Source organism: Micromonospora sp. NPDC048935 (assembly GCF_043197875.1).
Taxonomy (GTDB): Bacteria; Actinomycetota; Actinomycetes; order Mycobacteriales; family Micromonosporaceae; genus Micromonospora.
This window is the reverse complement of the sequence record NZ_JBICTZ010000006.1, coordinates 144604-170656: the sequence shown is the minus strand read 5'-3', so window position 1 is coordinate 170656 and position 26053 is coordinate 144604. Positions and strand designations below refer to the sequence as shown.

Annotated in this window: 26 protein-coding genes; 9 read left to right on the top strand and 17 right to left on the bottom strand. The window is 69.7% G+C overall.

Annotated features, from left to right (window positions below; all coding sequences use genetic code 11):
* Positions 1–24: 24 nt before the first annotated feature.
* Entirely contained in the window at positions 25–480 is a 456-nt protein-coding gene (locus ACGFIW_RS18660; RefSeq protein ID WP_393317408.1) for a flavin reductase family protein, read from the top strand.
* A gap of 99 nt (positions 481–579) precedes the next feature.
* Here ACGFIW_RS18660 and ACGFIW_RS18655 read toward each other — a convergent pair whose 3' ends face one another.
* Together ACGFIW_RS18655 and ACGFIW_RS18650 are read right to left on the bottom strand one after the other, a co-directional pair.
* Entirely contained in the window at positions 580–1953 is a 1374-nt protein-coding gene (locus ACGFIW_RS18655) for a cytochrome P450 (RefSeq protein ID WP_393316913.1), read from the bottom strand.
* Positions 1950–2936: a DUF1702 family protein gene (locus ACGFIW_RS18650; protein WP_393316911.1), complete on the bottom strand. Its 987-nt coding sequence runs from the start codon at positions 2934–2936 to the stop codon at positions 1950–1952. Before ACGFIW_RS18650 ends, ACGFIW_RS18655 begins: the two co-directional genes overlap by 4 nt.
* A gap of 185 nt (positions 2937–3121) precedes the next feature.
* On the opposite strand from ACGFIW_RS18650, the gene ACGFIW_RS18645 reads away from it, so the two are divergent.
* Positions 3122–4126, top strand: coding sequence for an NAD-dependent epimerase/dehydratase family protein (locus ACGFIW_RS18645; RefSeq protein WP_393316909.1), 1005 nt, complete (start codon positions 3122–3124; stop codon positions 4124–4126).
* Positions 4127–4246: 120 nt separating this feature from the next.
* On the opposite strand, the gene ACGFIW_RS18640 is transcribed toward ACGFIW_RS18645, so the two are convergent.
* Together ACGFIW_RS18640 and ACGFIW_RS18635 are read right to left on the bottom strand one after the other, a co-directional pair.
* Entirely contained in the window at positions 4247–5038 is a 792-nt protein-coding gene (locus ACGFIW_RS18640) for a helix-turn-helix transcriptional regulator (protein ID WP_393316906.1), read from the bottom strand.
* Positions 5039–5415: 377 nt separating this feature from the next.
* Positions 5416–6627 carry a carboxymuconolactone decarboxylase family protein gene (locus ACGFIW_RS18635; protein ID WP_393316904.1) on the bottom strand — a complete coding sequence of 404 codons (1212 nt, stop codon included), beginning with the start codon at positions 6625–6627 and terminating at the stop codon, positions 5416–5418.
* Here ACGFIW_RS18635 and ACGFIW_RS18630 point away from each other — a divergent pair.
* The gene (locus tag ACGFIW_RS18630; RefSeq protein WP_393316901.1) at positions 6626–7225 is read left to right on the top strand and encodes a carboxymuconolactone decarboxylase family protein; all 600 of its coding nucleotides are present in this window, start codon (positions 6626–6628) and stop codon (positions 7223–7225) included. The two genes, ACGFIW_RS18635 and ACGFIW_RS18630, sit on opposite strands and share 2 nt — an antisense overlap.
* Positions 7222–8115, top strand: coding sequence for an SDR family NAD(P)-dependent oxidoreductase (locus tag ACGFIW_RS18625; protein ID WP_393316898.1), 894 nt, complete (start codon positions 7222–7224; stop codon positions 8113–8115). The genes ACGFIW_RS18630 and ACGFIW_RS18625 overlap by 4 nt, the downstream gene beginning before the upstream one ends.
* Positions 8116–8178: 63 nt before the next feature.
* On the opposite strand, the gene ACGFIW_RS18620 is transcribed toward ACGFIW_RS18625, so the two are convergent.
* The 3 genes from ACGFIW_RS18620 to ACGFIW_RS18610 all read right to left on the bottom strand — a co-directional run bounded on the left by ACGFIW_RS18620 (position 8179) and on the right by ACGFIW_RS18610 (position 10774).
* Entirely contained in the window at positions 8179–8772 is a 594-nt protein-coding gene (locus tag ACGFIW_RS18620; protein ID WP_393316896.1) for a copper resistance protein CopC, read from the bottom strand.
* Positions 8762–9352, bottom strand: coding sequence for a hypothetical protein (locus ACGFIW_RS18615; RefSeq protein ID WP_393316894.1), 591 nt, complete (start codon positions 9350–9352; stop codon positions 8762–8764). The genes ACGFIW_RS18620 and ACGFIW_RS18615 overlap by 11 nt, the downstream gene beginning before the upstream one ends.
* A gap of 135 nt (positions 9353–9487) precedes the next feature.
* Positions 9488–10774 (bottom strand): carotenoid oxygenase family protein, encoded by a 1287-nt coding sequence (locus ACGFIW_RS18610; protein WP_393316891.1) that lies wholly within the window; start codon positions 10772–10774, stop codon positions 9488–9490.
* Positions 10775–10858: 84 nt separating this feature from the next.
* On the opposite strand from ACGFIW_RS18610, the gene ACGFIW_RS18605 reads away from it, so the two are divergent.
* The 3 genes from ACGFIW_RS18605 to ACGFIW_RS18595 all read left to right on the top strand — a co-directional run bounded on the left by ACGFIW_RS18605 (position 10859) and on the right by ACGFIW_RS18595 (position 13932).
* Entirely contained in the window at positions 10859–11536 is a 678-nt protein-coding gene (locus ACGFIW_RS18605; protein WP_393316888.1) for a TetR/AcrR family transcriptional regulator, read from the top strand.
* Positions 11537–11611: 75 nt separating this feature from the next.
* Entirely contained in the window at positions 11612–13156 is a 1545-nt protein-coding gene (locus ACGFIW_RS18600; protein ID WP_393316885.1) for a GMC family oxidoreductase, read from the top strand.
* Positions 13157–13230: 74 nt separating this feature from the next.
* Positions 13231–13932: a DUF899 domain-containing protein gene (locus ACGFIW_RS18595; protein WP_393316882.1), complete on the top strand. Its 702-nt coding sequence runs from the start codon at positions 13231–13233 to the stop codon at positions 13930–13932.
* A gap of 45 nt (positions 13933–13977) precedes the next feature.
* Here the strand turns inward: ACGFIW_RS18595 and ACGFIW_RS18590 are convergent, their stop codons facing one another.
* A complete protein-coding gene (locus ACGFIW_RS18590) occupies positions 13978–14823 on the bottom strand; it encodes a maleylpyruvate isomerase N-terminal domain-containing protein (RefSeq protein ID WP_393316879.1) in 846 nt (281 codons plus the stop codon).
* Between the two features lie 151 nt (positions 14824–14974).
* On the opposite strand from ACGFIW_RS18590, the gene ACGFIW_RS18585 reads away from it, so the two are divergent.
* A complete protein-coding gene (locus tag ACGFIW_RS18585; RefSeq protein WP_393316876.1) occupies positions 14975–15943 on the top strand; it encodes an LLM class flavin-dependent oxidoreductase in 969 nt (322 codons plus the stop codon).
* Positions 15944–15998: 55 nt separating this feature from the next.
* Here ACGFIW_RS18585 and ACGFIW_RS18580 read toward each other — a convergent pair whose 3' ends face one another.
* The 5 genes from ACGFIW_RS18580 to ACGFIW_RS18560 form a co-directional block, all read right to left on the bottom strand.
* A complete protein-coding gene (locus ACGFIW_RS18580; RefSeq protein ID WP_393316872.1) occupies positions 15999–16760 on the bottom strand; it encodes an isocitrate lyase/phosphoenolpyruvate mutase family protein in 762 nt (253 codons plus the stop codon).
* Positions 16761–16774: 14 nt separating this feature from the next.
* Positions 16775–17191 (bottom strand): ArsR/SmtB family transcription factor, encoded by a 417-nt coding sequence (locus ACGFIW_RS18575; RefSeq protein WP_393316869.1) that lies wholly within the window; start codon positions 17189–17191, stop codon positions 16775–16777.
* Between the two features lie 101 nt (positions 17192–17292).
* A complete protein-coding gene (locus ACGFIW_RS18570) occupies positions 17293–18747 on the bottom strand; it encodes an MFS transporter (RefSeq protein ID WP_393316866.1) in 1455 nt (484 codons plus the stop codon).
* Positions 18748–19534: 787 nt separating this feature from the next.
* Positions 19535–19915 (bottom strand): transposase, encoded by a 381-nt coding sequence (locus tag ACGFIW_RS18565; protein WP_393316864.1) that lies wholly within the window; start codon positions 19913–19915, stop codon positions 19535–19537.
* Complete coding sequence (locus ACGFIW_RS18560) at positions 19912–20814, bottom strand: DMT family transporter (RefSeq protein ID WP_393316861.1); 903 nt, start codon at positions 20812–20814, stop codon at positions 19912–19914. The genes ACGFIW_RS18565 and ACGFIW_RS18560 overlap by 4 nt, the downstream gene beginning before the upstream one ends.
* Here ACGFIW_RS18560 and ACGFIW_RS18555 point away from each other — a divergent pair.
* The gene (locus tag ACGFIW_RS18555) at positions 20813–22249 is read left to right on the top strand and encodes a PLP-dependent aminotransferase family protein (RefSeq protein WP_393316858.1); all 1437 of its coding nucleotides are present in this window, start codon (positions 20813–20815) and stop codon (positions 22247–22249) included. The genes ACGFIW_RS18560 and ACGFIW_RS18555 overlap by 2 nt on opposite strands.
* Here the strand turns inward: ACGFIW_RS18555 and ACGFIW_RS18550 are convergent.
* The 4 genes from ACGFIW_RS18550 to cysK are packed head-to-tail and all read right to left on the bottom strand — an operon-like array spanning position 22236 to position 26032.
* Positions 22236–23144 (bottom strand): RimK family alpha-L-glutamate ligase, encoded by a 909-nt coding sequence (locus tag ACGFIW_RS18550; RefSeq protein ID WP_393316855.1) that lies wholly within the window; start codon positions 23142–23144, stop codon positions 22236–22238. The two genes, ACGFIW_RS18555 and ACGFIW_RS18550, sit on opposite strands and share 14 nt — an antisense overlap.
* Positions 23145–23157: 13 nt before the next feature.
* Positions 23158–23904: an SDR family oxidoreductase gene (locus tag ACGFIW_RS18545; RefSeq protein WP_393316852.1), complete on the bottom strand. Its 747-nt coding sequence runs from the start codon at positions 23902–23904 to the stop codon at positions 23158–23160.
* Between the two features lie 13 nt (positions 23905–23917).
* Positions 23918–25042, bottom strand: a complete 1125-nt coding sequence (locus ACGFIW_RS18540) for a homoserine O-acetyltransferase (protein WP_393316850.1) — start codon at positions 25040–25042, stop codon at positions 23918–23920.
* Between the two features lie 12 nt (positions 25043–25054).
* A complete protein-coding gene (gene cysK, locus ACGFIW_RS18535; protein WP_393316847.1) occupies positions 25055–26032 on the bottom strand; it encodes a cysteine synthase A in 978 nt (325 codons plus the stop codon).
* Positions 26033–26053: the final 21 nt, after the last annotated feature.

The window sequence follows — 26053 nt, the reverse complement described above, 5'->3', positions numbered from 1 at the left end:
GCCGACCTGCGGGCGGTGCTGGGCATGTTCGCCACCGGCGTCACCGTGGTGACGACCGGCGGCAACCTGCCGCACGGGATGACCGCCAATGCCTTCACGTCGGTCTCGCTCGACCCGGCGCTGGTGCTGGTCTGCGTCAAACGGTCCGCGGTCCTGCACGAGGCGATGCAGGAGCAGGGCACGTTCGTCGTCTCGATCCTCGCCGGCGAGCAGGAGGCGACGGCCCGCTACTTTGCCAGTCGGCAGCGGCCACGCGACGAGCGGGAGTTCGCTGACGTACCGTACTTCAGCGGCCCACTGACCGGGGCGCCGATACTGACCGGCTGCCTGGCCTGGCTGGAGTGCAAGCTGACCAACGTGTACGACGGCGGCGACCACGGCATTTTCGTCGGGTCGGTGCTGGGCATTGGCCACCAGTCCGACCGCGACGCGTTGGTCTTCCACGGCGGGCGGTTCTTCCCGGCGGGCCGGGCGGCCTGAGACGACGGGAGCCGGGCGGTCCTCCTCGGAGGCCCGGCTCCCACAGACGCACGTAGAGAGGGCCGGGGATCCCCGGCCCTCTCTACGTGCGGTGCGTTGTCAGGCTTCGTGGACGCTCATGGGGAGGCCACCGCGGATGCGCAACGTCAACATGGGCTCGGGCACCACCTGGTGGCCCGGCTCCTTACTCAGGCGCAACTGCCGCGTCACGCAGGCGAGCACGAACACCGCCTCCATGATGCCCAGGTTGTTGCCGACGCAGAACCGTGGTCCGGCACCGAACGGGATGAACGCGTACCGCGGCCGGTCGACCGGCCGGTCGGGGTCGAACCGGTCGGGGTCGAACCGCTCCGGGTCCGGCCAGAACTCCGGGTGCCGATGCAGCGTGTACGGGCACAGGACCAGGTCGGCGCCGGCGGGGACGTGCCAGCCGCCGACCTCGTCATCCGCCAGCGCCACGCGGGGCAGCAGCCACACCGGGGGATAGAGGCGCATCACCTCGTCGACCACCATGGCCGTGTACCGCAGCCGGTGCAGGTCGTCGTAGGTCGGCGTGCGGTCACCGAGCACGGCCAGCGACTCCTCGTGCATCCGCTCCCACACCTCGTGGTGCTCGTCGAGCAGGTAGAACGCCCAGGACAACGTGCTGGCGGTGGTCTCGTGGCCGGCCAACAGCAGCGTCACAAGCTCGTCGCGCATGCGCTGGCGACCCACCCGAGGGTCGGCCTCCCGGCCGGTCGACACGATGAGCCGGGACACGACGTCATCGCGCTGCTCCAGGTCGTCGTGGGCTTCCTCGCGGCGCCGGGCCACCAACCGGTCGACGATCTCCTGCAACTCCGCGCGGGCCCGCCGGAACCGTAGCTGGCGGGGCAGCGGCACCCAGGGCGGCACGCTGCTGAGCGACATCATCTCGAAGATCGCCTGGTCCTGCACCGCCTCGAAGGCGGTGCCGATGCCGCCGTACTCGCTCAGGTCCGCCTCCAGCAGGGTGCGGCCGAGCACACCAAGGGTCAGTTCGGTCATCTCGTGGCGCACGTCGACCGGGCCCCGGCCCACCGCCTGCTGCAGCCGGGCCGCCATCTGTACGGCCTCCTGCGCGACCACGTCGGCCTGTGCGGCGATGCGGCGGGCCTGAAACACCGGTTGGATCGTCCTGCGCTGTTTCCTCCACAGCTCGCCCTCGCTGGTCAGCAGCCCGTCTCCGAGCACCCGCCGGGAATGCGAGAGCCCGATGCCCTTGTGGTAGTTGCCGGGATTCTCGGTGAGCACGTGCTTGGCGTGGTCGGGATGGTTGAAGAAGTGCAGCGTCTTGGGACCCAGCGGCAGACGTACGGCGTCGCCGTAGCGGGCCGACACGTCGCGCATGACGTTCAGGCGGTTTCTCGCCATCCTGACCAGCATGGCCGGAGCGGTCCAGACGGAGGGTCCGGGCGGAGTGGCGGGACGCGGCCGTTGTGCGACGGCGGTCACCGTCGCACCCGGGCTTCTGCGCCGAAGCGCTCGGCGATGGCGGAACGCCACAGCTCGTACGCCGGAGTGCCGGCGTCGTCCGGTCCGGCCGGGATGGCCTCGTCCGTGATGGCCGCGGCCTCGCGCACTGTCGCGTTGCAGAGGATCTTCGTGGCCAGTTCGGTGTGCGGCACGAGCAGCCCGGCGCGCTCGCGCGCCTTCGCGGCGAACGCGCTGCCCTGGGCGAGCCACGGGGCGTTCGCACCGGCGCGGTCCACCAGCACCCGTAGCTCGTCCTCGCGGACGCCCCCGGCGTACGTGGCCGCCAGTCCGATGCCCGCGTAGAGGTCCGGACGGCGGTGGGCCGGGAAGTTGTCGATGAGATTGGCGACCTGCTCGGGATCGGATCCGGCCACGAACCAGCAGGCCCGGCCGATGCCCTGGTCGACCACGCGCGGAGCGTACGTCGGGGGCCCGTCCACCGGCCATGGGAACGACGGGATGTCGCGGTGGGCGTACACGTACTCCTGGGTCTTGAAGTAGGCCTGGTGGAAGCCGTACCCGTCGAGCACGAGCCAACGCAGCAGCGGATCGGTCGTCGCGGCGGTCGCGCGCCCCCACAGTGGACGTGGCAGCCGGGCCAGGGCCCAGCCGACCCCGACATACACCATGTAGACGTGTGGTGCGCCCGGCCCGGCGAGGAACTCGGCAGTACGCCTCCGTCGGCCCGGGCTGACCGCGTCCACCAGCGCGAAACCCATGCCGGCCCCTTCGTACGCGAAGCCCCTGAACCGGGTCGAGAGGTCGGCGAGATCCGTGTCGATGTCGGTGACCTCGCGTGCCCCGGCCGCCGCCGACAGCCCTCGCAGGAAGCTCGCGCCGACCGTCTCGAGGACCTCGCGTGCCTCGCGGTTCTTGTCGTGAAATCCCCGGACGGCCACGGTCGTCTCCGCGATGTCCGGGGTGAAGATTCGGCGTCTGAGCGCCCGGATGATGCCAGCCACCTGCTGCTCCCGTTCGTCGGCATTGCTCCTGTTGGCATCGTCCGGCTACGCGGCTCCGCCCGGCCACTCTGGCCTTGCCCTCTGAGCTGCGGTTTTGCCGTCACGACCGCACGCTCGGAGAAGCGTTCTGGCGGTCCGCGAGGAGACGATCTGGGCGTCTTCTCGGCGAGGCGGACGGAGTGACGATGACGGTCCTGGTGACGGGTGGCACGGGTTTTGTCGGCACGCACGTGGTCGCGGCGCTCCTGCGCGCCGGGCACCGCGTCCGGGTGCTGGCGCGCCCGGGGAGGCAGCCGGAGCTACCGGGCGTTGAGGAGTTCGTGGTCGGCGACGTGACCGACGCGGCAACGGTCGCGCGGGCTGTCCGGGGCGTCGAGTACGTGCTGCACGCCGCCTCGGTGTACTCGTTCGACAGCCGCCGACGGGCGGAAACGCGCCGGGTCAACGCGCGCGGCACCGCTGTGGTGCTTGAGGCGGCGCGCAGGGCCGGGGTGGCGTGTACGGTGCACGTCTCGACGTTCGGCGCGCTGCTGCCGGCGCCGGGGCGGGTCGTCGGTCCGGACTCGCCGGTCGGTGCCGCCAGGGAGACCTACCTGGCGAGCAAGGCGGAGGCCGAACGGATCGCGCGCTGGCACCAGCGGGACGGCTCGCCGGTGGTGATCGTCTACCCGCCGGCGCTGCTCGGGCCGGACGACCCGCGTCTCGGCGACCAGACCGGTCGGCTGCGCGCGGTGCTGCGCGGGTTCATGCCGATCTGGCCGACCGGCGGCTTCCCGATCGGCGACGTGCGCGACACGGCGGCGCTGCTCGCCGGCCTGCTGACCAGCGAGGGCAGCGGGCGGGTTTTCGGGCCGGGCCGGTACGTGAGCACGCGCGACTACGTGCGGACGGTCCGTGAGGTGACCGGCCGGTCGCTGCCGACGTTGTTCCTGCCGGCGCGGGCCATGCTGCCGGCCGCCGCGATGACCGACGTGCTGCAGCGGGTGTGGCCGTGGCACATTCCGGCCGAGTACGGCGCCTGCTACGTCTGCGCATGTGACAGCCGGGTCGACCCGCTGCCGGCCGCCCTTGGGATCGAGCCGCGGCCCTTCGCCGACACGCTGGCCGACACCGTTCGCTGGCTGCACCGTGCGGGCCTGGTCTCGTCCCGCCAGGTCGGCACCCTCGCCGCACCGGTGCCGGTGGCCTGAGTTGCCGGCACCCGGCGGGTGCTCCGCACCCGCGGGGGCACCAGCTACGGACCGTGAGTGTCGCCTCCGCGGGTGCAGGGGCCCGCCGCTGCCGGAGCGGGGGAGGGGGCCCGCACCGCGCTATTCGGCCACCCGCGCATAGGGACGGCGTCCGCGCGGCGGTCCGCCCGCCGCCCGGCTGTCGAGCTCCGGCAGCGCCATGAGGATCGGCAGGTCGAAGATGCAGCTGCGGTGCAGTTCCAGGTGCGCCGTGACCTTCTCACCGCGGGTGACTTTGACATTGTCGTACGTGCCGACCGCCAAGGGTCGCGGAGTCACCGGGAGGGTCTGCTCCGCGCAGCCGCCCGCGGGTGGCAGCCCGATGGCCGCGGCGCGCAGGAACCACTCGCCCGCCGGCACGTCGGCCAACACGTACTGGCCGGAGGACTCCACGATGTCACAAGCCAACGGGTGACCCTGCACGATCGGGTCGGGAAACGCTCCGACGTAGACCCGGACCGGCATGTCCAGCGGGGGCAGCACGATCCGGCCGCGTATTGACCCGCCGGGCCGCCCGTAGCCGGTGTCGCTCTCGGAAAGACGGGGCATGCCCGCCTCGGCGAGCGCTCGGTAGCGGGCCGGTGAGACGCCGACGCTGCGGGTGAACCGGCTGATGAACGTACCGAGGCTGTTGTAGCCCACGCCGTAGGCGATATCCGTTACGCTCATGTCGGTCTCGCGTAGGCGGATCTTTGCCTGATAGAGGCGGATGGCGGTCAGGAATCGCCCCGGTGAGGTGCCGGTCATTGAACGGAACAGCCGCGAGAAGTAGAAGCGGCTGAGGTAGGCGGAGTGGGCCATCGCATCCAAGGACAATGGCTCGTCGTAGCGGTCCCACATTGTGGAGATGGCACGCTCAATAGCTTTCTGCACGATGAGTTACTCCATTCCGAGGCAGCAAGGAAGGATTCGTGGTGCGGGCGCGCCCATCGGTCTTGGATTGTCGGGGCTGCCCAGGCTGGGGGTGCCGCACGCGTGTGGAGGGCGGCAGCAAAATCACGGTAGCCACGTCCATCGACGCGGCTACGTTCGCAGGTCTCGGCCCACCACTCAGTCCTCCCCCGTTTCCGTGCCGCTTCCGGATCATGCACCAGCTCACCGACGGTGTACGGCACGTCTCGCTTGGTGACATCGTAGCATCAATATCCGCCGATTTTAAAGAGCAACAAATTAGTCGGCCGCGCTTAATGCAAAAGCGTCGACAGCATGGTCATAATAGTTCCGTAAATGCCCGCTTTGGTCGACACACGTCACTGTCGTGATCCAATGGTGATCAGTGATGCTTTTCGACGCGCCGCAATCATCGCTGACCAGGAGCTCAGCTCGAGAAGCGTTTGATCATCAGCACCCGCGGCCCGACATTCCACGATCAACGCGGTGTCGACCTGAAATGATGCCAGGGCGACGAGTAGTGCCAGCCGAGCCGTCGGCCGCGCCGTCGCCGGCAGGTCGGTCACCAGGTCGTCCGTCCAGCGGCGGCTGATGCCCATCGGCTCGCCGTGCCAGCCCGACAGTGCCCTCAGGACGGTCTCGCGCGCGGGGTCGGGCAGCGCTCGCCGGCCGCCGGCCTCGATGGCGGCGGCGGCGCGGGCCAGCGCCGGGGCGGCTGTGGGAGCCGCCGCCGACCAGGCGAGGTCGTCCGGCAGGTCGGCGTCCGGCAGGAGGTCGAGCGAGGCGCCAACCGGGTGCCGGCGGGTCGCGGCGGCCAGCATGTCGGTGCCGAGCACCCGCATGACCGGTCGCAGCGCTCTGGTGGGTACGTGGGGTGGCAGCGGCACCTCGCGCAGGAACACGTTCACCATGCGGTTGAGATAGTTCATGACCAGAGACATGGCGACCGCCTCGGGGTCGGCCCCGGCCGGTGCGGGGCCCGTGGCCGGCGGGCCGAGACGGCGCACCACGGTCTCGTGGACGGTCACGCAGTATGGGCAGCGGTTCTGCCGGGACACCTCGGCCGCAATGGCCTCCTTCTGCGCCCGCGACAGCGTGCCGGGCACCAGCATGATCTCGCGCAACATCACCCACGCGGCGGCCAGCGCCGGTGGGGCGCCGGCATGCAGCGCGATCGGCGGAGCGAGTACTCCGAAGTCGTGCTCGACCTGGCGGTAGACCCGGCCCACGAGGCCGGTCGCGGCGCCGCGCCGCACCGGGGTCACGTGCCGGACCTGGGTGAGGCCGAGGACACCGAGAATGGGTCGTAACAGTCCTGCATGCATGATTACCTCATTGGTCGGTTCGGACACGAACATGATATCGATCGAAACTGCGGCTCGTCCCGACAATGATTGCAGCCTTGTGCGAAATGCATTACCGACTAGGCAATACGGGAGATCAAGGTGGCCTCCTGATCGTGCCATCATGGGCGAGCGATATCGGCGGCGGTGGCCATGAGCTGCCCAGACGCGGCGAGCGAGTGCCGTGCCGATCGTTCCTGCCATCGTTCGCAAAAGGAGAAGCGCCATGGAAACGACCGTGGAGGAGCCGCGCGTCAGGGTCACCATGATCGAGGAGGAGGACGCGGTCGGACGTACCGCAGAATTGTACGAGAGGGTCAAGGAGCGGACCGGGCTGCCCTTTGTTCCGGACATGTTCCGACTTGCTTCAACCGAGCCGCGCCTCCTCGAGGTGATCGTGGCCGGCTACGGGGGGATCTTCAGCGGGACCACGCTGCCACGGCATCTCACCGAGCTCATCGCGGCGTGGACGTCGAAGCTGAACGGCTGCCCCTACTGCGTGGGCACGCACAGCTGGTTCTTGAACCAGTTCGGTGGCAGCGACGAGCTGGTGGAGGCGGTCTCCACGGCGGACACGGCCGAGGATCTCGGCGTCGACGAGAAGACCCTGCCGCTGATGAAGCTGGTCGAGAAGGTCAGCACCGGCGCGTACAAGATCACCAACCAGGACTGGGACAGGGCCGGGCAGGCCGGCTGGAGCGAGGCGGAGATTCTGGAGGCGGTCTTCGTGGCCAGCCTGTTCGCGTTCATCAACCGGCTGGTGGACGCGACGGGTCTCGGCTCGTCGGTCGAGCGCAGCCGGATCGCTCGGCAGGGCGACCAGTGACCCGCTCCCGCGCGGTGCTGTTGACCGGCGCGTCCTCCGGCACCGGTCTGTCCTCCGGCTCCGGGCAGGCCGCGGCGCTGCGGCTGCATCGCGCCGGCTGGCCGGTGTACGCGACCGGCCGCAACATGGCGGCCCTCGCGCCGCTGGCCGCCGAGGGCATCACCACGCTTCACCTCGATGTCACCGACGAGGACTCGATGGTGACGGCGGTCAAGCGCATCACCGAGGAACACGGCGCGGTGGGCACGCTGATCAACAATGCCGCCTACAGCCTCAACGGCACGATCGGCGAGACGCCGATGGACGAGGTGCGCAGCCAGTTCGAGACCAACCTGTTCGGACTGTGCCGACTCACCCAGCTGGTGCTGCCCGGCATGCGGGAGCAGGGCGGCGGGCGGGTGGTGCTGATGTCGTCCATCTTCGGCAACTTCGCCACCCCGGGACGCGGCTACTACCAGGCCACCAAGCACGCGCTCGAGGCGATCGGCGACTCGCTGCGCCTTGAGGTGGCCAAGTTCGGCATCAAGGTGGTGCTCATCGAACCATCGCCGGTGCTCGGCGGCTTCGTCCCCGACTCCGTGTCCGACCTGGGCATGGAGTCGCACGACAATCCGGCGCTCTACCGGGACTTCTGGGAGTACTTCGTCGACTGGCACCAGGCGTACCGGCTCAGCGACCACCCGCCCCTGCGCGGTCGGATAGCGGTACGGGCCGAGGATGTCGCCAAGGTGATCGAGAAGGCGGTGTCGGTGGAGAACCCGCGGCCGCGCTACCGACTCGGCATGCCGTCGCGGCTGCTGCCCAAGATGCGCGCGACGATCGGTGACCGTGGGTTCGACATCTTCCTGCGCGCGTTCTTCCCCATTCCCGAAAAGGCCGACAAGCGCTAGGTATACGACAGCGGCGCCGGCGGAAGGTCCGCTGGCGCCGCTGTCGTGGTCCGTGTGCGTCGATCACTCCTGCTGGTACCGCCACGAGGCCCGCCCTCCGGTCCTGGGCCGGGACCACAGGAGGAACAGCACGGCCAGCAGTACCGCGCCGTCGATTATCAGCAGAACGGCGCTGGCCCCGTCCACCTGGTGCGTGTGTCGCGAGACGGCCGAGGTCGCCTCCTGGAGTGCGACGCCGGACAACGGGGCCGGCGCCACGCCGGTGCCGACGCTGAACCGGTAGACGCCGGTGGCGCTGTCGCCGTCGCGGAAGATGACATGGTAGGCGACCGTGAGGTCGCCCTGTGCCGAGGGCTGGATCGGCGCCCGCATCTGGGCCGGCCCCGCCTGGGTGGCCTCGCCAACGGTGACGTTCCTGCCGCCGGCATCCGACACCGTGACGTGCGAGTCGTCGCCGGAGAGATCGTCCGCGAACCGCAGCGTCACCGCGCCGGGTGCGGTCGTCAGCGCAGCACCCGACGGCGGGTCGGCCAGGACCGGGGCGTTGTCAGCGTGGGCCACTCCGGGCAGTGGCAGCAGTGCCGCCGAGGACGCGGCCAGCAGTGCGACCGCGCGCCGGCCCCAGCGGCCGGCACGCGGTCCGCGCTCACGCGGCATGCGCGGCCAGGGCGTGCGTACTGTCGCGCCGGTGGCCGACGCAGCTGCACACCATCTCGTTCTTCTCGGCCAGGCTTGGCCGCGCGTGCAGGTACATCGCGATCACCATCGGGATGAAGACGATCGAGTTGTAGAACAGGTGCAGCTCGACCCGTGGGAAGACCAACTGGAGCATGCTTGTGGGCACCGGCTGGCCCCAGAAGGGGTGGTGGGTCTGTGCCTGGACCAGCAGCAGGAAATGCTCGATGTGGTGCCAGAACTGGATCGCCAGGGCCACCGTCCACCACGTCCGCGACCGCCCGACAAAGCCCGGCCGCAGCAGGAAGAGGAATACCAGCATGACGATGGCGTAGCCGTAGTGCAGCCACTCCGACGTGACCAACCACGGCCAGACTTGGCCGAGAACGCCCCGTGCCTGCGGCCGGGGCAGGCCGAGAATCCAGATCTGGTAGGCCTGGACGAGGTGCTCGGCCCAGTGGCCGATGACGACGACCAGGAAGGTGTTGAGAGCGGCCTTGTGGTGACGTTCGTTGAGCTGCTTGATCAGCCCGAGCTTGGCAGTCACGGCGGTTTGCGTCATGGGTGGGGACCCTCCCGTAGGTGCGGTTCTCTCCGCGCGGTCCCTCGCAAGTTACGGCCGGCTCGCCGCGTGCACCTCTTCCAGCTTGTCCTCTCCGTCGGGACAGGCGCTTTCTGACCGAACGGCCACATCGCGCTACGTCGGCAACCACGTGGAGTGGAAACCGCCGGGCACCGCCGAGCCGAGGTGTACGGTCGCGGCCGGCTCGCCGGCGAAGTCGGCCGTGTCGAGCACCACCAGGTCACTGCGGCTGGTGCGCCGATCCAGGACGTACGCGAGGATCCAGCCGTCGTCCTCGGCCGCGAGCGGACCACGCGGGACGAAGACGGCCTCGCCGGCCTCGTGGCCCGGACCGAAGTCGTGCGTCTCGGTCGTGCCCCGCAGCAGGTCGTGACGCAGCAGGGCGGGACCGCTGAGTGCGCCGCTGTCGCAGCGCATGGAGATCGTGTACGCGTAGCGGTGCGGTCTCGTCTTGCGGCGGTCGTCGATGCGGGGGAACTCCTGCGGGAGGTCGTGCAGCGGCCTGCCGCTGACGGTGCCGCGGCGCAGGTCGAGCGTCCAGCGCCACAGCGTCGGTGGTGTCTCGCCGGGCATGAGCAGGTCGCGGTCGAAGACGCGCTCGTGCCGGATCACGTCCAGGACGCAGGTGTCGCTGTCCTCGTACGCGTTGACGGGGTGGAAGACGTAGCAGGGGTCCGTCTCGAACCAGCGCACGTCCTCGCCGCGGCCCTCGCGGGGAAGCAGGCCGATCCGAGACGGACGCTCAGCCTGCCAGGCGTACGGGAAGCGGGATCCAGCCCGCACCAGGCGCTCGTCGAGTGCCACCGGCAGATCGAACAGAACGGTGTGGCGGTCGGTCAGCGCCACCGCGTGCATCATCGGCGTGCCCACGACGGGGATCCGCGCGACTCGCCGCACCCGACCGTCCACGCCGACGACGAGGTGTTCGGCGTACGGCAGCTCGTGGTAATACGCCACCGCGAACAGCTCGTCCGTGACCGGGTCGCGTTCGGGGTGGGACGTGAAGCCGTGCGGCAGCGTGGCATCGAAGTCGATGCGTGCGACCGACCGCAGTTCCTCGTCGAGCTCGACCGGCAGCGCGCCGGCCTCGCCGAGCGCGAGCGTGCGACCGGCGTGATGGATGACGGTGCCGTTGGTGATGTCGCAGAGGCCGTGCCGTGGGCCCGGCAGCGGCAGTTCGCCGAGGGCTCGGGCTGCGCCGTCGCTGCGCACCCAGCGGTTGCGGTGCCAGAGGGCCCGGCCGTCGCGCAGCCGCACACCGTGGACCATGCCCTCGCCGACGAGGGCATGGGTGGACCGGCCGGGGCGCACAGGCTGTGGGCCGATCCGCAGAAACCGGCCGTTCAGCTCGGGGGGAAGGGTGCCGGTGACCGGCGGTTCCATCTCGGTGCGCTCGGCCATCGGGTCCTCCCGGAGCCTGCGAGAGCAATCGTTACGTAACAGCGTTACGTATAGACGCTACGTACGGCGTGAGATCATGTCAACATGAGCCCGCGGCGCATCGATCCCCAGCTGGCCGGATCCCTGATCGAGGCCGCGGCCCGGCTGCTCGCCGAGGAGGGCACCGCCGGGCTGACCACGCGACGTCTCGCCACTGCTGTTGGCACCTCGACCACCGCCGTCTACACCCACTTCGGCAGCATGGAGAACCTCGTGCGGGCGTTGGTCCACGAGGGCTTCGCCCGCCTGCAACGGCGGATGGCCCTCGTGCGCGCCACCGCCGACCCGGTGGCCGACATCATGGCGCTCGGTGCGGCGTATCGGGCCAACGCCCTCGATCACCCGCAGCTGTACGTGGTGATGTTCGGCAGCGCCGCGCTCGGTGGCTTCGCGCTGGACAACGGTGACCGCCAGCACGGCCGCTACACGTTGGAGCCACTGTTGGCGGCCGTCTCCCGAGCCGTCGACCGTGGACGGTTCCGCGCGGCAGATCCACTCTTCACGGCACAGAACATGTGGATCGCGTTGCACGGGCTAGTCATGCTCGAACTCGGCGGCTACCTGATCGAGCCCTACAACGCCGACGCCTGCTTCGACGGGCAGCTCCGCTCGTTGGCCGTCGGCGCGGGCGACTCGTACGAGGCGGCCACGGCGTCGCTGGGCCGTGCGCGCCGGCGCGGGCATCCGCGCCCGGCGCGGGCCCGGGCAACGGCGGAGAAGTAACGCCGGTTGTCGGATGGGCATGCTCGTGGGGCTCCCGCGCATTCGCGCACCCTTCACGACACTAAGGACGCGACCATGCCTGAGTTCGATTATCTGGTGGTCGGATCCGGCTCCGCCGGCGCCGTGCTGGCCGCCCGCTTGAGTGAGGATTCCGCGCGGCGGGTCCTGCTGCTCGAGGCCGGTCCCGACTTCGCCACCGTCGACGCTACCCCGCGGGACCTGCTCGACGGCAGCGCCATGTCGATGGACGCGCACGACTGGCACTTCAAGGCCGAGATCACCGATCGCCGCCGGATCATCTACCCGCGGGGCAAGGTCACCGGCGGTTCCTCCGCGGTCGGTGCCACGATCGCGCTGCGCGGCACCCCGCAGGACTTCGACGAGTGGGTCGCGGCCGGCAATCCGTCCTGGTCCTGGGAGAAGGTGCTGCCGTACTACAAGAAGCTCGAGGACGACCTCGACTTCGACAACGAGTTCCACGGTCGTGGCGGCCCGATCCCGATCCGCAGGTGGCGGCCGGAGGAGTTGGCCCCCGTGCAGCAGTCGTTCCTGGAGGCGGCCCGCAAGGCGGGCTTCCCGGAGGTGGCTGACCACAACCATCCCGAAGCCACCGGCGTCGGCCCCGTCCCCTCCAACCGCCGCGACACCAAGGTCCGCTGGTCGACCTCGATGGGCTACCTCGACGAGGCCACCCGCGCACGGAGCAATTTGATGATCCGTTCCGGCGTACACGTGAACAAGCTGCTGTTCACCGTCAACCGGGTTCGTGGCGTCGAGGTGGCCGTGCCAGGTGGCGGCGGCGAGGAGATCGAGGCCGGTACGGTGATCCTGGCCGCCGGCTCGATCGGCTCGCCGTCGATCCTCATGCGCTCGGGCGTCGGCCCCGCGGAGGACCTCACCCGGCTCGGCATCGACGTCGTGGTCAACCGGCCCGGCGTCGGCGCGGTACTCATCGACCACCCGCGCACCGGCGCGTTCATGGTCCCCGAGCCCGGCACCTTCGACACCACGGACGCGTTCCTCCAGACCATCGTGCGCACCACGGCGCCGGGTTCGGACAAGTTCAACGACCTGCAGTACTACATGATCAATCATTTCGACCTGACGCTCTTCCCCGAGCTACAGATGCTCGCGGCCGACAAGGTCATCTTTGGGGTCATGGTCGTGCACCAGAAGCCCGAGTCGCGCGGCCGCATGGTGCTCACCTCGGCGGATCCCATGGCCCCGCCGGACATCGACCTCAACTTCCTGTCCACCGAACGCGACGTGGACGTGCTGGTGGACGCCGTCCGAACGTGTTGGCAGATGATGCAGGCACCGGGCATCGCGGAGCGCGGCAAGCGGTTCATCGTGCTCGGCAACGACATGGTGGCCGACGACGAGATGATGCGCCACTACGTGCGACTGAGCCTGGACAGCGGCTACCACCCGGTCGGCACGGCGCGCATGGGCACCGCCGACGACGAGGGCGCCGTGGTCGACGAGGACCTGCGGGTGCACGGCGTCGAGAACCTGTACGTCGCGGACGCGTCGGTGCTGCCGTCGATCGTCAGCTGCAACACCAACCTCACCTCGATCATGATCGGCGAGCGGCTGGCGGACCAGCTGCGGCAGACCTGATCCGCGTCCCTCTTCGCCTTGGCGTCTCCCGGCGTCCCGTCGCCGGGAGACCTGTGATTATCCGGAGGAGTTCCATGTCCCGATCGAAGGTCGTCACCCGCGAGGAATGGCTCATCGCCCGCCGGGATCTGTTGGAGAAGGAGAAAGAGGTCACCAAGGCCCGCGACATGATCGCCGCGGCGAGGCGCGAGCTGCCGATGGTCAGGGTGGAGAACGACTACCGCTTCGACGGACCGGACGGTGAGGTCACGCTGCTCGACCTCTTCGAGGGCCGGCGGCAGCTCATCGTGCGGCACTTCATGTTCGCGCCGGAGGACACCGAGGGCTGCATCGGTTGCTCCATGCAGACCGACAGCGTGGGAGAGCTTTCGCACATGTGGGCCCGTGACACCACCTTCGTGCTGGTGTCACGCGCGCCGCTCGCCAAGCTTGAGGCGTTCAAGAAGCGGATGGGGTGGACCGTTCCCTGGTACTCCTCGGGCGCCGACAGCGACTTCAACCGCGACTACGAGGTGACCACCGAGCTCGGCGACTCGCCCGGTGTGAGTGCCTTCTACCGCGAGGGTGACGAGGTGTTCCACACGTATTCGATCTACGACCGCGGTGGCGACATCTTCAAGAGCTTCTACAACTATCTCGACATCACCCACCTGGGTCGCCAGGAGGACCAGCTTGAGCACCCGTGGGACTGGTGGCGCCACAAGGACCGCTACGACGACGCCGCCGCGGTGGCACCGGGCAACAACTGGTGGAACGGGACCCGCTTCCAGTCCTGACGGTCCGCCCGACGAACGGCCCGGCGAGTACGGCCGGGCCGTTCGTCATGAGGGCAGTCGCATCGTCTCGGTGAAGGCGGGCAGCAGCCACGGCCGGCGACCGCCGACGCGGACCTTGCCGGTCAGTACGGCGCGCGGGTAGCTGACCCGGTGGAAGAGCAGGCGGTTGAACGTCACCGGGTCGTACGTGAGGCTCACGTCCGGCCGCGGGTCGACCGGCTCGACCCGCACCACACCGTCCACCAGCGCCATGGTCACCGGCTCGCTCTGCCTGGATCGGAAGGTCACCGAGATTCGTCCCGGCCGCACCGGGCCCTCGCGGTCGAGCAGGTGCCCGTATCCGTGACGGACGATGCCGACCAGAAACAGGTCCATGAACAGCGCCGCGTCCTGCGGCGTCGTGTGCCACGGCTGGCGGGCCGCCCGGGCGATGTCCCAGCCGTGGATGTCCATCTCGTTCAGCAGGTGCGCGAGCAGGCCGTCCAACGGCAGCGTGCCGTTGCCGAGCCAGGGCACGGTGGCCGGCGCGCCGGGGTCCGCGGCCAGTTCCAGGAGGCGCCGGAGATCCTGGTCCAGGCGGTCCAGCAGGACGTGAGGGTTCCGCTCGGTGAATTGCGACAGCACAATTTTGTTGACCCCCGCGAGGTTGTCCACCGTGGCGGAGGCGCGGGCCTCGTTGAGCCCGGGCACCGGCAGCCAGGACGGTGCGCGGGTCACCAGGGAGATGTCGATGGCCGCGATGGCGCAGAGGTGCGCCAGGGTGTCGGCCGCGGTCCAGTGCTGCGTGGCGCGGAGGTCGGGCGGGACGCGGGAGGCGAGCGCCCGCAGCCGGCCTGCCATCACGGGCAGGGCGGCGCGGACGCGGCCGGACTGAACGCTGGTCAGGGACATGCCTACACAATGCGCGACGGAGTCGAGCCGCCGGTGTTCCAGCTTGCTTTTCCACGGTCCCGCCGGGCCCGTGGTCGAGCACGCTGGGAGACATGCCACGGCCGGCCTCGCCGTACGCTTTCAGCACCGTGAACCCGTTTGGGAGGAATGCATGGTGAATCCAAAAATTGGCGTTGCGCTGCCCGTCCGCGAGATGTCGATCATGAAGCCGGCCGACGCGGCGGGCACAATCATCGAGCTGGCGAAACAGGTGGAGGAGCTGGGGTTCGACTCGGTGTGGGTGGGGGACTCGTTCGTCACCCGCCCCCGCCTGGAGCCGCTGTCCCTACTCGGTGCGATTGCGATGGTGACCCGGAACGTCACCGTCGGCACGGCGGCGCTGACGGCGGTGCTGCGCGAGCCGAAGTCGCTGGCGCACGGCATCACGACGCTCGACCAGCTCGCCGACGGCCGACTGATCATGGGCCTGGGGATGGGCGAGCCGCTGCCGGTGAACAACGAGAGCGACGCCGTGACCATGACCTACACCGAGCGGATCACGCGCGTTGACGAGGCTGTCGCGGCCTTCAAGAAGGCGTGGCGTGGTGAGGACGGCGACCTGCGGGGTCATTACTACAACCTCGGCGAACTGCGCCAGCAGGGTCCGCCCAAGACGCCCGGCGGCCCCGGGATCTGGCTCGCGAGCAACGGCAAGCCCAAGGCGATCCGCCGTACGGGCACGATGTACGACGGCTGGATGCCCGTGCACATCGACCCTGAGTGGTATGGCCGCGCTCTGAAGAGCATCCAGGAGACCGCGACGTCGGCCGGCCGGAATCCTGCCGACGTTGTGCCGTCGCTGTATATCAATGTCAACACGAATCCGGACGGCGCGTCCGCCGAGGCGGCGCTCAACGAATACACGACGCGCTACTACCAGCTGCCCGTGACGACGATGTCGAACTACCAGAACTATTTCGGCGGCACCGACAAGGAACTGGCGGCACGGCTCGGCGAATACGTCGACAATGGGTGCCGGCACATCGTGCTGCGACTCAACACGTTCACCGACTACGACCGGCTGCTGCGCTCGATCGCCGAGAACGTCGTGCCCGCGATCCACGCGATAGAGCTCGATTGACCGTGGCGCACCGTGATGGGGTCACCTCTCGACGAAGTGACCCCATCGGCCGTTGTCAGTCCTTCAGAGCCTTGACGGATGTCTCGAAGCCGGCCAGGGCCGCGCGGTAGAAGCGCGGGCCGAACGACACCCGTGCGGTGCCGATCTCGCGGTGCGCGGCGAGGTCGAGTTGGTCGCCCACGTTGCCGTTGACGGGGCAGTCCAGCTCGTTGACGAGCGTGGTCAGGTCATCCCGGCTCCGGACACCGATGGGGTAGATGCAGTCGGCCCCGGCGTCGCGGTAGAGCCGGCCCCGCTTGACCGCCTCAGCCACCCGCTCGGGCTCGGGCACACGGGCACTCGGCAGGAACACGTCGACCCGCGCGTTGATGACGATCGGGACCCCGGCGTTCTCCGCAGCCGTGCGGACCTCGGCGAGCCATCCTGCGAAAGCGTCGGCGTCGGCCAGGCCGCCGGCTCGGTGGTCAGTGTCCTCCAGGTTGCAGCCGACCGCGCCGATCTCCAGCAGTCGTGCCACCAGCTCAGTCGGCGGCAGACCGTAGCCGGCCTCGGCGTCCACGGTGGTCGGCACCGCGACGGCGCCGGCGATGCGACCGGCCGCGGCGAACATCTCCTGCCATGGCGCGACCTCGCCATCGGGGTAGCCGAGCATCGCCGAGATGGCGGCGCTGGCCGTGGCGGTCACCGGGAACCCCGCGTCGACCACCACTTTCGCGCTCGCCGCGTCCCACACGTTCGGCAGGACGAGCAAGTCTCCGCGATGCAGGTCGCGGAGCAGGTCGGCGCGGGCCTTCAGTTCCGCTGCGTCAGCGGCCATGGTTTTCCTCCACGTCAGATAAGCGATGGATATCGTTGTGCCCGGCGCTTGCCACCCTCCGCCGCGTCAGCGGCTCGGGCGGGGCCTGGCTTGTCGCACCTCGGCTCGCCGAGGACCAGGTCCAGCAGGCCGGGGAAGCATTCGTCGAACTCTGTACGGCGCAGCCGGGTGAGGCGGTGAGGGCCCTCGTCGCGCTGCTCGATCACGCCCGCGTCGCGCAGCACGCTGAAGTGGTACGTCCGCGCCGCCTTGCCGACCGGCAGGTCGAAGGAAGCGCAGGTCCGCTCCCAGTCGCCGACCAGGCTCACCTGGCGGACGATCGCCAGGCGGATCGGGTCGGCGAGGGCCGCCAGCGCCGCGGTGAGCGGAACATCTTTGGGATCGGTGTGGTTGGGGGCAAGCCGGCCCGCCGTGCTGTTACCTGTTGGCATGTCGCCCTCCCGGGTGCCGCAAATCAACTCTGTCCAGAGTAATCCGGTCGCCGTTCGAGAGACATCGTCCAGCTCACAACAGCACGGCGGCACCGTCGGTGTCAGCCGGCGCGCTTCGGCGGCTTGGGCAGCGAACTCGCCGTGATGGCGACGATCAACAGCAGGACCAGCCCGATCCCGAGCACCCACTCGAGCGAGTGCCCGAACGACGTGATATCGCGCCTGTTGCCCAGAATGGTGAAGAACAGCGAGCCGAGGGTGGCCACGCCGATCGCGCTGGAGAACTGCTGGGTGGTGGTGAGCAGACCGGACGCCGCGCCCGCGTTCGCCACCCGCGCGCCGGCGAGCACCACACCGGTGAGCACCGGCACTGCCAAGCCGTTGCCGATGCCGATCAGGAACAGGAGGCCGGTGACCCGCAGCGCGGTGGCGTTGTCGCCGGACACCTGCAGCAGGACGGCCAGGCCGATCATGCCGACCGCGGCGATGGCGACGCCTATGGTGATCAGCGTGGCCCCGTACTTGGCGACCTTGCGTGGTGCCACCAGCGACGCACCGGCGAAGCCGACGGCCAGCGGGGCGAAGGTCCAGCCGGCCTCAAGTGGGCTCAGGCCCATGCCGGACTGCAGGACGAGGGTGAGGCAGAACATGAAGCTGTAGAACGCCGCGAAGACGCCGACGGAGATGATCAGGCCGCGGGCGAAGACGCTGTTGCGGAACAGCGCCAGGTCGAGGATCGGCTCACCGCCGCGGCGGCTGAGCGACGCCTCCCAGAGCAGCGCGAGGATCAGGACAGGCACCGAGGCGATCAGGCAGATCCAGCACCACAGCGGCCAACCCTCGGTGCGGCCCAGGGCCAGCGGCACCAGCGCCAGGGCGAGGGCGCCGGAGATGCCGATCGCGCCGACGAAGTCGAGCCGGGGCCGGGCCCCTGGGGGCACCTTCGGCACCAGCCCCATGGACAGGATCACCGCCAGGATGCCGATCGGGACGTTGATCAGGAAGATGACGCGCCAGCCCAGGCCGAACACGTTGCTCTGCACGAGCGCGCCGCCGAGCACCTGGCCGGCCACGCCGCCGATGCCCATCGCCACGCCGTAGTAACCGAGCGCCTTGAAGCGCTCGTTGCCCGGGAAGATCCGGGTGATCAACGCGAGCACCTGCGGCACCATCGCGGCACCTGTGAGGCCCTGCAGCAGCCGGAAGGCGACGAGCTGGCCGTCGCTCTGGGCCAGACCGCACAACAGGGAGGCCGCGGTGAATGCCAGCGTGCCACCCAGGAACATCCCACGCTGGCCGAACAGGTCGCCGAGGCGGCCGCCGGTGACCAGGCCCGCGGCGTACGTGAACCCGTACCCGGCGACGATCAACTCCAGGGCCCCCTGGCTGGCCTGCAGGTCGCGCTCGAGGGACGGAGCAGCGACGTTCACCACGAACAGGTCGAACTGGACCATGAACATGGCCGCGAGCAGCACGGGCAGCATCACCCAGCGCCTCGCGTAGGGAGCCTCGGGCGCCGCCCCACCGGGGGCAGCTTGTTTTTCTCTGATGGACATGCTGGACCGCCTTCATGGGACTCTGAACAAGCGGGTGTTTGATAAGTTACGTACAGTGCAGTGTACGGACTTCGTCGAACACTTCAACCCTGTCCTCCAGATCGGAGGATCGAAAGTTGCCTACCTTTCGACACGCTGCTGGGAAGGGCCTGGGCTGCTGGGGCCGGGTGGCGACCGACTCGCACCCGTCGACGGCACGCGGTGTGGCGTAGTGAGGTCCGAGCTCGACTGTCACCCGCACCAGCCGGTGCGGGTCCATGGGCCGCGGGTCCGGGCGGGCACGTGCGAGCCGCAGATCGTGCGCGAGCGGCGCCGGTTGTCGGAGGTGCTCAAAGGGCTTGACTGCTGCGCCCGACTCCCGGGGCTGGACCGCTTTCGGTGTCACCGGCACGACGGTCGGCATGACGGTGATCGTCGTGTGGGGCACTTCGGTCCAGGCCGCCGGTCCGAAGTGCCGTGCTGCCCGCCGCCGCGGCCTGGGTGCGCGCGGCCCCGGGCGTGGGGCTCGCCGTCTCCGGCGATCGAGCGGAGAGGACGGGTGCGGGCGATCCGATCGCGAACGACGAGAGGTTCGTGCGTGGTGCGGGTGTCGGCGGTGCGGGCGCGCGATCGAACGGACGTGGCTTCTGTTGCCGACCGGTCGGATTGTCGCCACGGATCCGCTCGGAGGACGGTACGATGACCCGCCGGCCCCCTTCGTCCCGGTGGTGCCGGCCGGCCGCTATCGGGCGGATCTACTGGTGCTGGACTTCGACGCTACTTGGCGGCTGATCGGCCGAGCCGGGCATCAACGTCCGTCCCGTGCCGCTCGCGAATACACCGCCCCGATCACCCGACGGGACCAGTTCAGCTCGTCGTCCTCGTGGTGGATCTCCGCGACCAACTGCAGTAGGCGGGTCCACACCTCGGCCTGGCGCCATTCCGCGAACCGCCGGTAGACGGTCGGCCAGGAAACCCCGAAGCTGTCGGGGATCTGCCGCCACGCGCGGTCGGTGCCGGCGACGTACACGATGGCCGCCAGCACCTGCCGGTCGTCCGCGCGGCGCCGGCCGCCACCCTGCGGCCGGCGTACGACCGTGGCCGGCACTACCTGCCGGAACAGCTCCCACAGCGCATCCGGCACGAGATGGTGGACCAGCTCCGTCCTGGTCTGCTTGAGCGAATTCATGCCGTCCTGGCCCGTTGCGTGACGACGATGCAGCAGAGGACGACTGTCGCGGTCAGCGGCACCATGGCGCTGAGGTGCTCACCGAGCAGGAGGACCGCCCACACCAGGGTCAGCAGCGGCTGGGCGAGTTGTAGCTGGCTGGCCCGGGTCACCCCGATGAGGCCCATACCGCGATACCAGACCACGAACCCGCCGAACTGCGAGATGGCCGCGAGGTACGCCATGCCGCCGAGCGCCTCGGCCGTCAGGCGCACCGGCTCCTGCGGAAGCGCGACCGCGCACACGGCGAGGCTGACCGGTGCCGCGAGAACGACCCCCCAGGCGATGACCTGCCAGCCGGGCATGTGCGCGGAGAGCCGCCCGCCCTCGGCATAGCCGGCGGCGCAGACCAGCAGCGCGCCGAACAGGTAGAGGTCGGCGATCGTTGGCCGGCCGTGGTTCTGCGAGATGGTGAACGCGATGACCGTGGCCGCGCCTGTCGAGGCGGCCGCCCAGAACAGTTTCGACGGGCGACGCCCGGTGCGCAGCGCGGAGATCGTTGCGGTGGCCATGGGCAGCGCACCGATGACGACGGCCGAGTGGGCCGTGGTCGAGGTCTGCAGAGCGAAGGTGGTGAGCAGCGGGAAGCCGATCACGCAGCCGGCTGCCACCACGGCGAGGGCTGGCCAGTCGCCGGCGGCCGGCAACGGCGTGCGGGTGGCGAGGAGAGCGGTGAGCGCGATGACCGCGGCGAGGACACCGCGCACGCCGGTGGCACTCCACGGCCCGAACCCGTCGAGCGCCCAGTGGGTCGCCGGGAAGCTGAACGAGAAGCTCAGCACACCGAGCGCGGCGAACGCCGTTCCGCTCGCGAGTGGTGATATCCGCACCAGCGTGATAGCGCTATTCTCCGTACTCATGTCAAACAGTAGCAGTTCCCGTGTCCTGGCGGAGTCCATCGCAGAGGAAATAGCGCTACTGCCGGAGGGCACACGCATCGCGACCCACCGTGAGCTGGTGCGGCGCTTCGCCGCGAGCGGCACCACCGTCTCCGCGGCGCTGGCGTTGCTCGCCCAGCGAGGACTCATCGCGCCTCGCCCCGGCGCCGGGACGTACCGCACGGCGGCCCGGCCGGCGGCCCGCACCGGGGACACCTCCTGGCAGGAGGCGGCCCTCGACCCGGTGGGGGCCGAAGGAGCCTCGATCGGTGCCCTGCGTGACTTCCAGGCGCCCGCGCTGCTGCAGACACTGTCGACGGCCGGGCCGGACATCATCGACCTCAACGGTGGCTACCTTCATCCCGGGCTACAGCCGCTGGGCACCCTGGCCACGGCGATGTCGCGCGCGGCCAGACGCACGGAGGCGTGGGACCGCCCGCCCGCCGGAGGGCTGCCCGAGCTGCGCGACTGGTTCGCCGCCGACATCGGCGGTGGCCTCGGTCGGCACGACATCCTGGTCTGCGCGGCGGGGCAGAGTGCGCTGGCCATCGCGCTGCGCGCGCTCGCCCAGCCGGGAGATCCGGTCCTCCTGGAGTCGCCGACCTACCCGGGGGCCATCGCGGCGGCCCATGCCGCCGGACTGCGGCCGGTTCCGGTCCCCATGGACGTCCACGGTCTGCACTCGGATCATCTCGACCGGGCCCTCGCCCGTACCCGGGCGCGCGTCATCATCGTCCAGCCGCTGTTCCAGAACCCCACCGGGGCGAGCGTCTCGCCGGCCCGGCAGGAGGAGATCCGGGCCATCGCCCGCCGGCACGCCGCGTTCGTCATCGAGGATGACTTCGCCCGGCACATGGCGCACGCCGACGCCCCCGCCGCACCGCCGCCGATGGTCGCCGACGACCCGGACGGCACCGTCGTGCACATCAGATCGCTGACCAAGGTCAGCTCTCCGAACCTGCGCGTCGGGGCGATCGCGGCCCGCGGCCCCGTCCTGGCCCGACTGCGATCCGCCCACGTCATCGACATGCTGTTCGTGCCCGCTCCGCTGCAGCTGACCGCGCTGGAGATGGTGACCGCCCCCGGCTGGAGGCGGGCTCTCAAGGCGCTCAGCGTCGCCCTGGCGCACCGTCGCGAGGTGGCCACCGAGGCCGTTTCGGCGACCTTCGGCGACCACGCTCTCGCCCGTCGCCCCCGCGGCGGTTACCACCTGTGGGTGTCGCTTCCCGCGCACCTCGACGAGCATCAACTGGTCCCCGCCGCGCTCGCCAAGGGCGTCGCCATCACACCCGGCACGAACTTCTCGGCCTCCGGCAACAGCCTCCGGCACGTCCGGCTCAGCTATGTCGCGGCACCGTCGGCCTCCGACGTCGACGACGCCATCCGCCGGCTCGCGCCGCTGCTCATCGAGCACTGATCCCCAGCCGCCCGGCGATGGCCTCCGCGAAACGCGTCGGCCCGTGGTCGGTGAACGGCAGGTTCAGAGACGGCTCGCACAACTCCAGTTCCAGGACGATGGGCGCGCCGTCGAATCCGCGGATCACATCGACCCGGGCGTAGACCAGCGGACGGTCCAGCCCGAGCCGCGCACCGGCCGCCGCCAGCGCCGCCGAGGCCACGGCGCGTTCGTCGTCCTCCGCCACCCGGGGCGTGCGGCTCTCGAAGGTGGGCACGTTGACCGTGCCGTCCGGCATGAGCATCGGGCTCTTGCGGATGGCATGGCTGTAGACGCCACCGAAATAGATCAGGTCCGTCTCACCATCACGGTCGACCGATTCGAGGTACGGCTGGAGCAGCGCGACCAGGCCCGCGGAGTGCAGCCGTGCGACGTGGGCGGTCGCGGTGGGCGCGTGGGAGCGGGAGAAACGCTGGACGTCCTTCGAATAGGCGCCCACCGTTGGCTTGACGACGAACTCCGCGGCCTCGGGATGACCGTCGAGGAACTGCCGTACCGCCGCGGACGGGTCACTACCGGGCCGGACGTACGTGCTCGGCACCACCGGCACGCCGTGGGCGGCGAGGTCGGCCATGTACAGCTTGTCGAGGCTCCAGCGCACCACCGGCAGCGGGTTGTGGAGATCCGTCACCGCCGCGACACGCTCACACCAGGCGAGGAAGACGGGCAGACGATCCACGTACGACCACGGCGAACGCAGCAACACCGCGTCGAACCCGGACCAGTCGACGGTGGGATCCTCCCAGTCGCACACCTCGGCGACGAGGTCGGCGGCACGGCAGGCGTCAAGCAGCAGGGCCATGTCGTAGTCGATCGGAAGGCTGGCCTGATCGGTGACCAGAGCGAGTCTGCTCATTGTCGGAACCCCTTCACCATGGGAGCGTTTCGCCGAGGTGGAGATAGCTGCCGGTCGGCCCGTCCGAGCCGAGCAGGGCCATGTCGACGCTCGTCTTCGCGCCGACGGCGACCTCCAGGTCGCCCGCGCCGTCATTCAGGTCCGTCTTGGTGTAGCCCGGGTGCACCGAGTTGACCTTGATCGGCGTGTCGCGCAGCTCGTACGCCAGGTGCACCGTCCAGGAGTTCACCGCGCTCTTGGAGGCGCTGTAGGCGGGCAGCGACTTGAAGGCATCGCTGTAGACGTATGAGGTCGGGTCGCTCTGTCTGGTCAGCGAGCCCAGCAGGCTGGAGACGTTGACGATGCGCCCCGCCGGGGATCGGCGCAGGAGGGGCAGGAAGGCCGCCGTCACCTCGACGACGCCGAACAGGTTGGTGTCGAAGGTCTGGCGCCACTGATCCATGGGCTGCTCGGAGGGCCGCCTGCCGTACTTCTCGACGCGGATGCCCGCGTTGTTGACGAGGATGTCCAGCCGGCCGTACCTCGCGCCGACGGTGTCGACGGCCTCGGCGATCGTGTCCGATGCGGTGACGTCCAGGACGAGCGGAGCGACGTCGAGACCCATGCCTCGCAGGCTCGCCGTGGCTTCCGTCACCGCCTCCGGGCGGCGACCGGCGACCAGGGTGTGTACGCCGTTCTCCGCGAGCTGCCGAGCGATCTCACGGCCGATGCCGCGGTTGGCGCCGGTAACGAGCGCCACCTTCGAGGGGATCAGGGACAAGGCTTACTCCTCATTACCAGATCAGTGACAGGAACTTGGCGATCGGTGGACCGAAGCGGGCGACATCCACCAGGAAAGCGTCGTGCCCCTCGTCCGACTCCAGCGCCTTGAACTGCACCTCGGTTCCGCCCTCGCGGAGACCGTCCGCGATCTGGCGTTGCTGGCGCAGCGGGAACAGCGTGTCGGTCTCCACCCCGATCACCAGCGCGGCGTCCAGGCTCAGCCCTGCCAGCGCCGCCTCCGGTGTGCCACCGCATGATTCGCCGAGATCGAACAGGTCGATGCACCTGCTCAGGTAGAGGTAGCTGTTGGGATCGAAGTGGTGTGCGAAGCGGTCCGCGTGTGCCTGGAGATAGCCCTCGACTCGGAATTCAGGGTCGAAGGGGAGGTCGTCCGTCCCGCGTTTGCCGGTGAGCCGGGTACGGCCGAAGCGCTGATCCCACTCCCGGGCCGAGCGGTAGGTCAGCATGCCGAGCTTGCGCGCCAGGCGCATCCCGGACCGAGGGTAGTGCAGGGCGTCATCGCGATAGCGCCCCTGCGACCAGCGGGGGTCGGACCGGATCGCCTCGCGCTGCAGTGAGCGGACGGCGATGGCGTAGGGCAGTGCGTGCACCGCCCCGGAGATGTTGATGAGGTTGCGCGCCAGACCGGGATGGCGAAGCAGGAGGGAGAGCGCGCTCATTCCGCCCATGGACGCCCCGACGACGCAACTGAGCGTGTCGAACCCCAGGGCGCGGACCAGCACCGCGGCCGCGTCGGCGATGTCCTCGATGGACAGCTGCGGGAACGTCATCCCGTAGGGTTCGCCGGTGGCGGGGTCGACCGAGGCCGGCCCGGTGGAACCCTTGCAGCTGCCCAGGGCGTTCACGCAGATCACGTACCACCTGTCTGTGTCGATCGGCCGGCCCGGCCCCACCATGTGCTCCCACCACCCGGGAGTGGGGTCCTCGTCGTGCGCGGCGACGTGCGCGTCCGGGGACATGCCGGTGAGGACCAGCACGACGTTGTCGCGTGCCTCGCTCAACCGCCCCACGGCCTCGTACGCGACCCGCGCTCCGTCGAGCACCCCGCCGCGCTTCATGGCGAAACCGTCGGGCAGTGTGACGAAACGTGTGGCCGCCGGAATGAACTCCCTCATGCGCGGTCCCGATCAGTCGCTGTCGCGGCCGGCGTCCTGGGCGGCGAGCCAATCGTCATCCGACTCCTCGTTCATGCCGTCGAACAGGAAGGTGGACAGGTAGCGCTCACCGGTGTCGGGAAGCATCGCGAGAAGCACCGAACCCTCCGGCGCCGTCTCGGCGGTCCGCAGCGCCGTGGCCAGGGTCGCGCCGGCCGATATGCCGACGAAGATGCCCTCCTCGGCGGCGAGGCGGCGTGCGGTGTCGCGCGCCACGACCTCGTCCATCGTCACGAGCTCGTCGATGACCGTCTGATCCAGGACGCTGGGCACGAAGTTGGGGGCCAGACCCTGGATCTGGTGCACGTTCCACTCCTTGCCGGCCAGGACTGCGGCATTCTCCGGCTCCAGAACGACGATGCGTACGTCGGGGCGCGCCACCTTGAGCATCTGGCCGACGCCGGTCAGTGTCCCGGTGGTGCCGAAGCCCGTGACGAAGTAGTCCAGGCGCTTGCCCGCGAAGTCGCCGAGGATCTCGGCAGCGGTGGTCTCCCGGTGGTACGCCGGATTGGCCGGGTTGTCGAACTGCCGAGCCCGGAACCAGCCATGTTTCTCGGCCAGTTCGTCGGCGATCTGGTTGCCGCCGCTGCTGCCGAGGGCGCCGGGGAAGAGGATCACCTTTCCGCCGTACGCGCGGATGAGCTTGCGCCGCTCTCTGGAGTAGGTGTCGCCCATCACCGCCACGAACCGGTAGCCGCGGGCGGCGGCCACCATCGCGAAGGCGATGCCGACGTTGCCCGAGGTGCACTCCACGATCGTGTCGCCGGGTTTGAGCATCCCGGTGGCCTCGGCGTGCAGGATCACGCCCAGGGCGAGGCGGTCTTTGACCGAACCACCGGGGTTGAACGACTCGACCTTCACATAGACCGTGGTGTGCGCCGGGGCCATCCGGTGGAGCCGGACGATCGGGGTACGGCCGATCGTGTCGAGGATGCTGTCATAGAGGGGCATTGCGCGAACCGTCCTTCGACG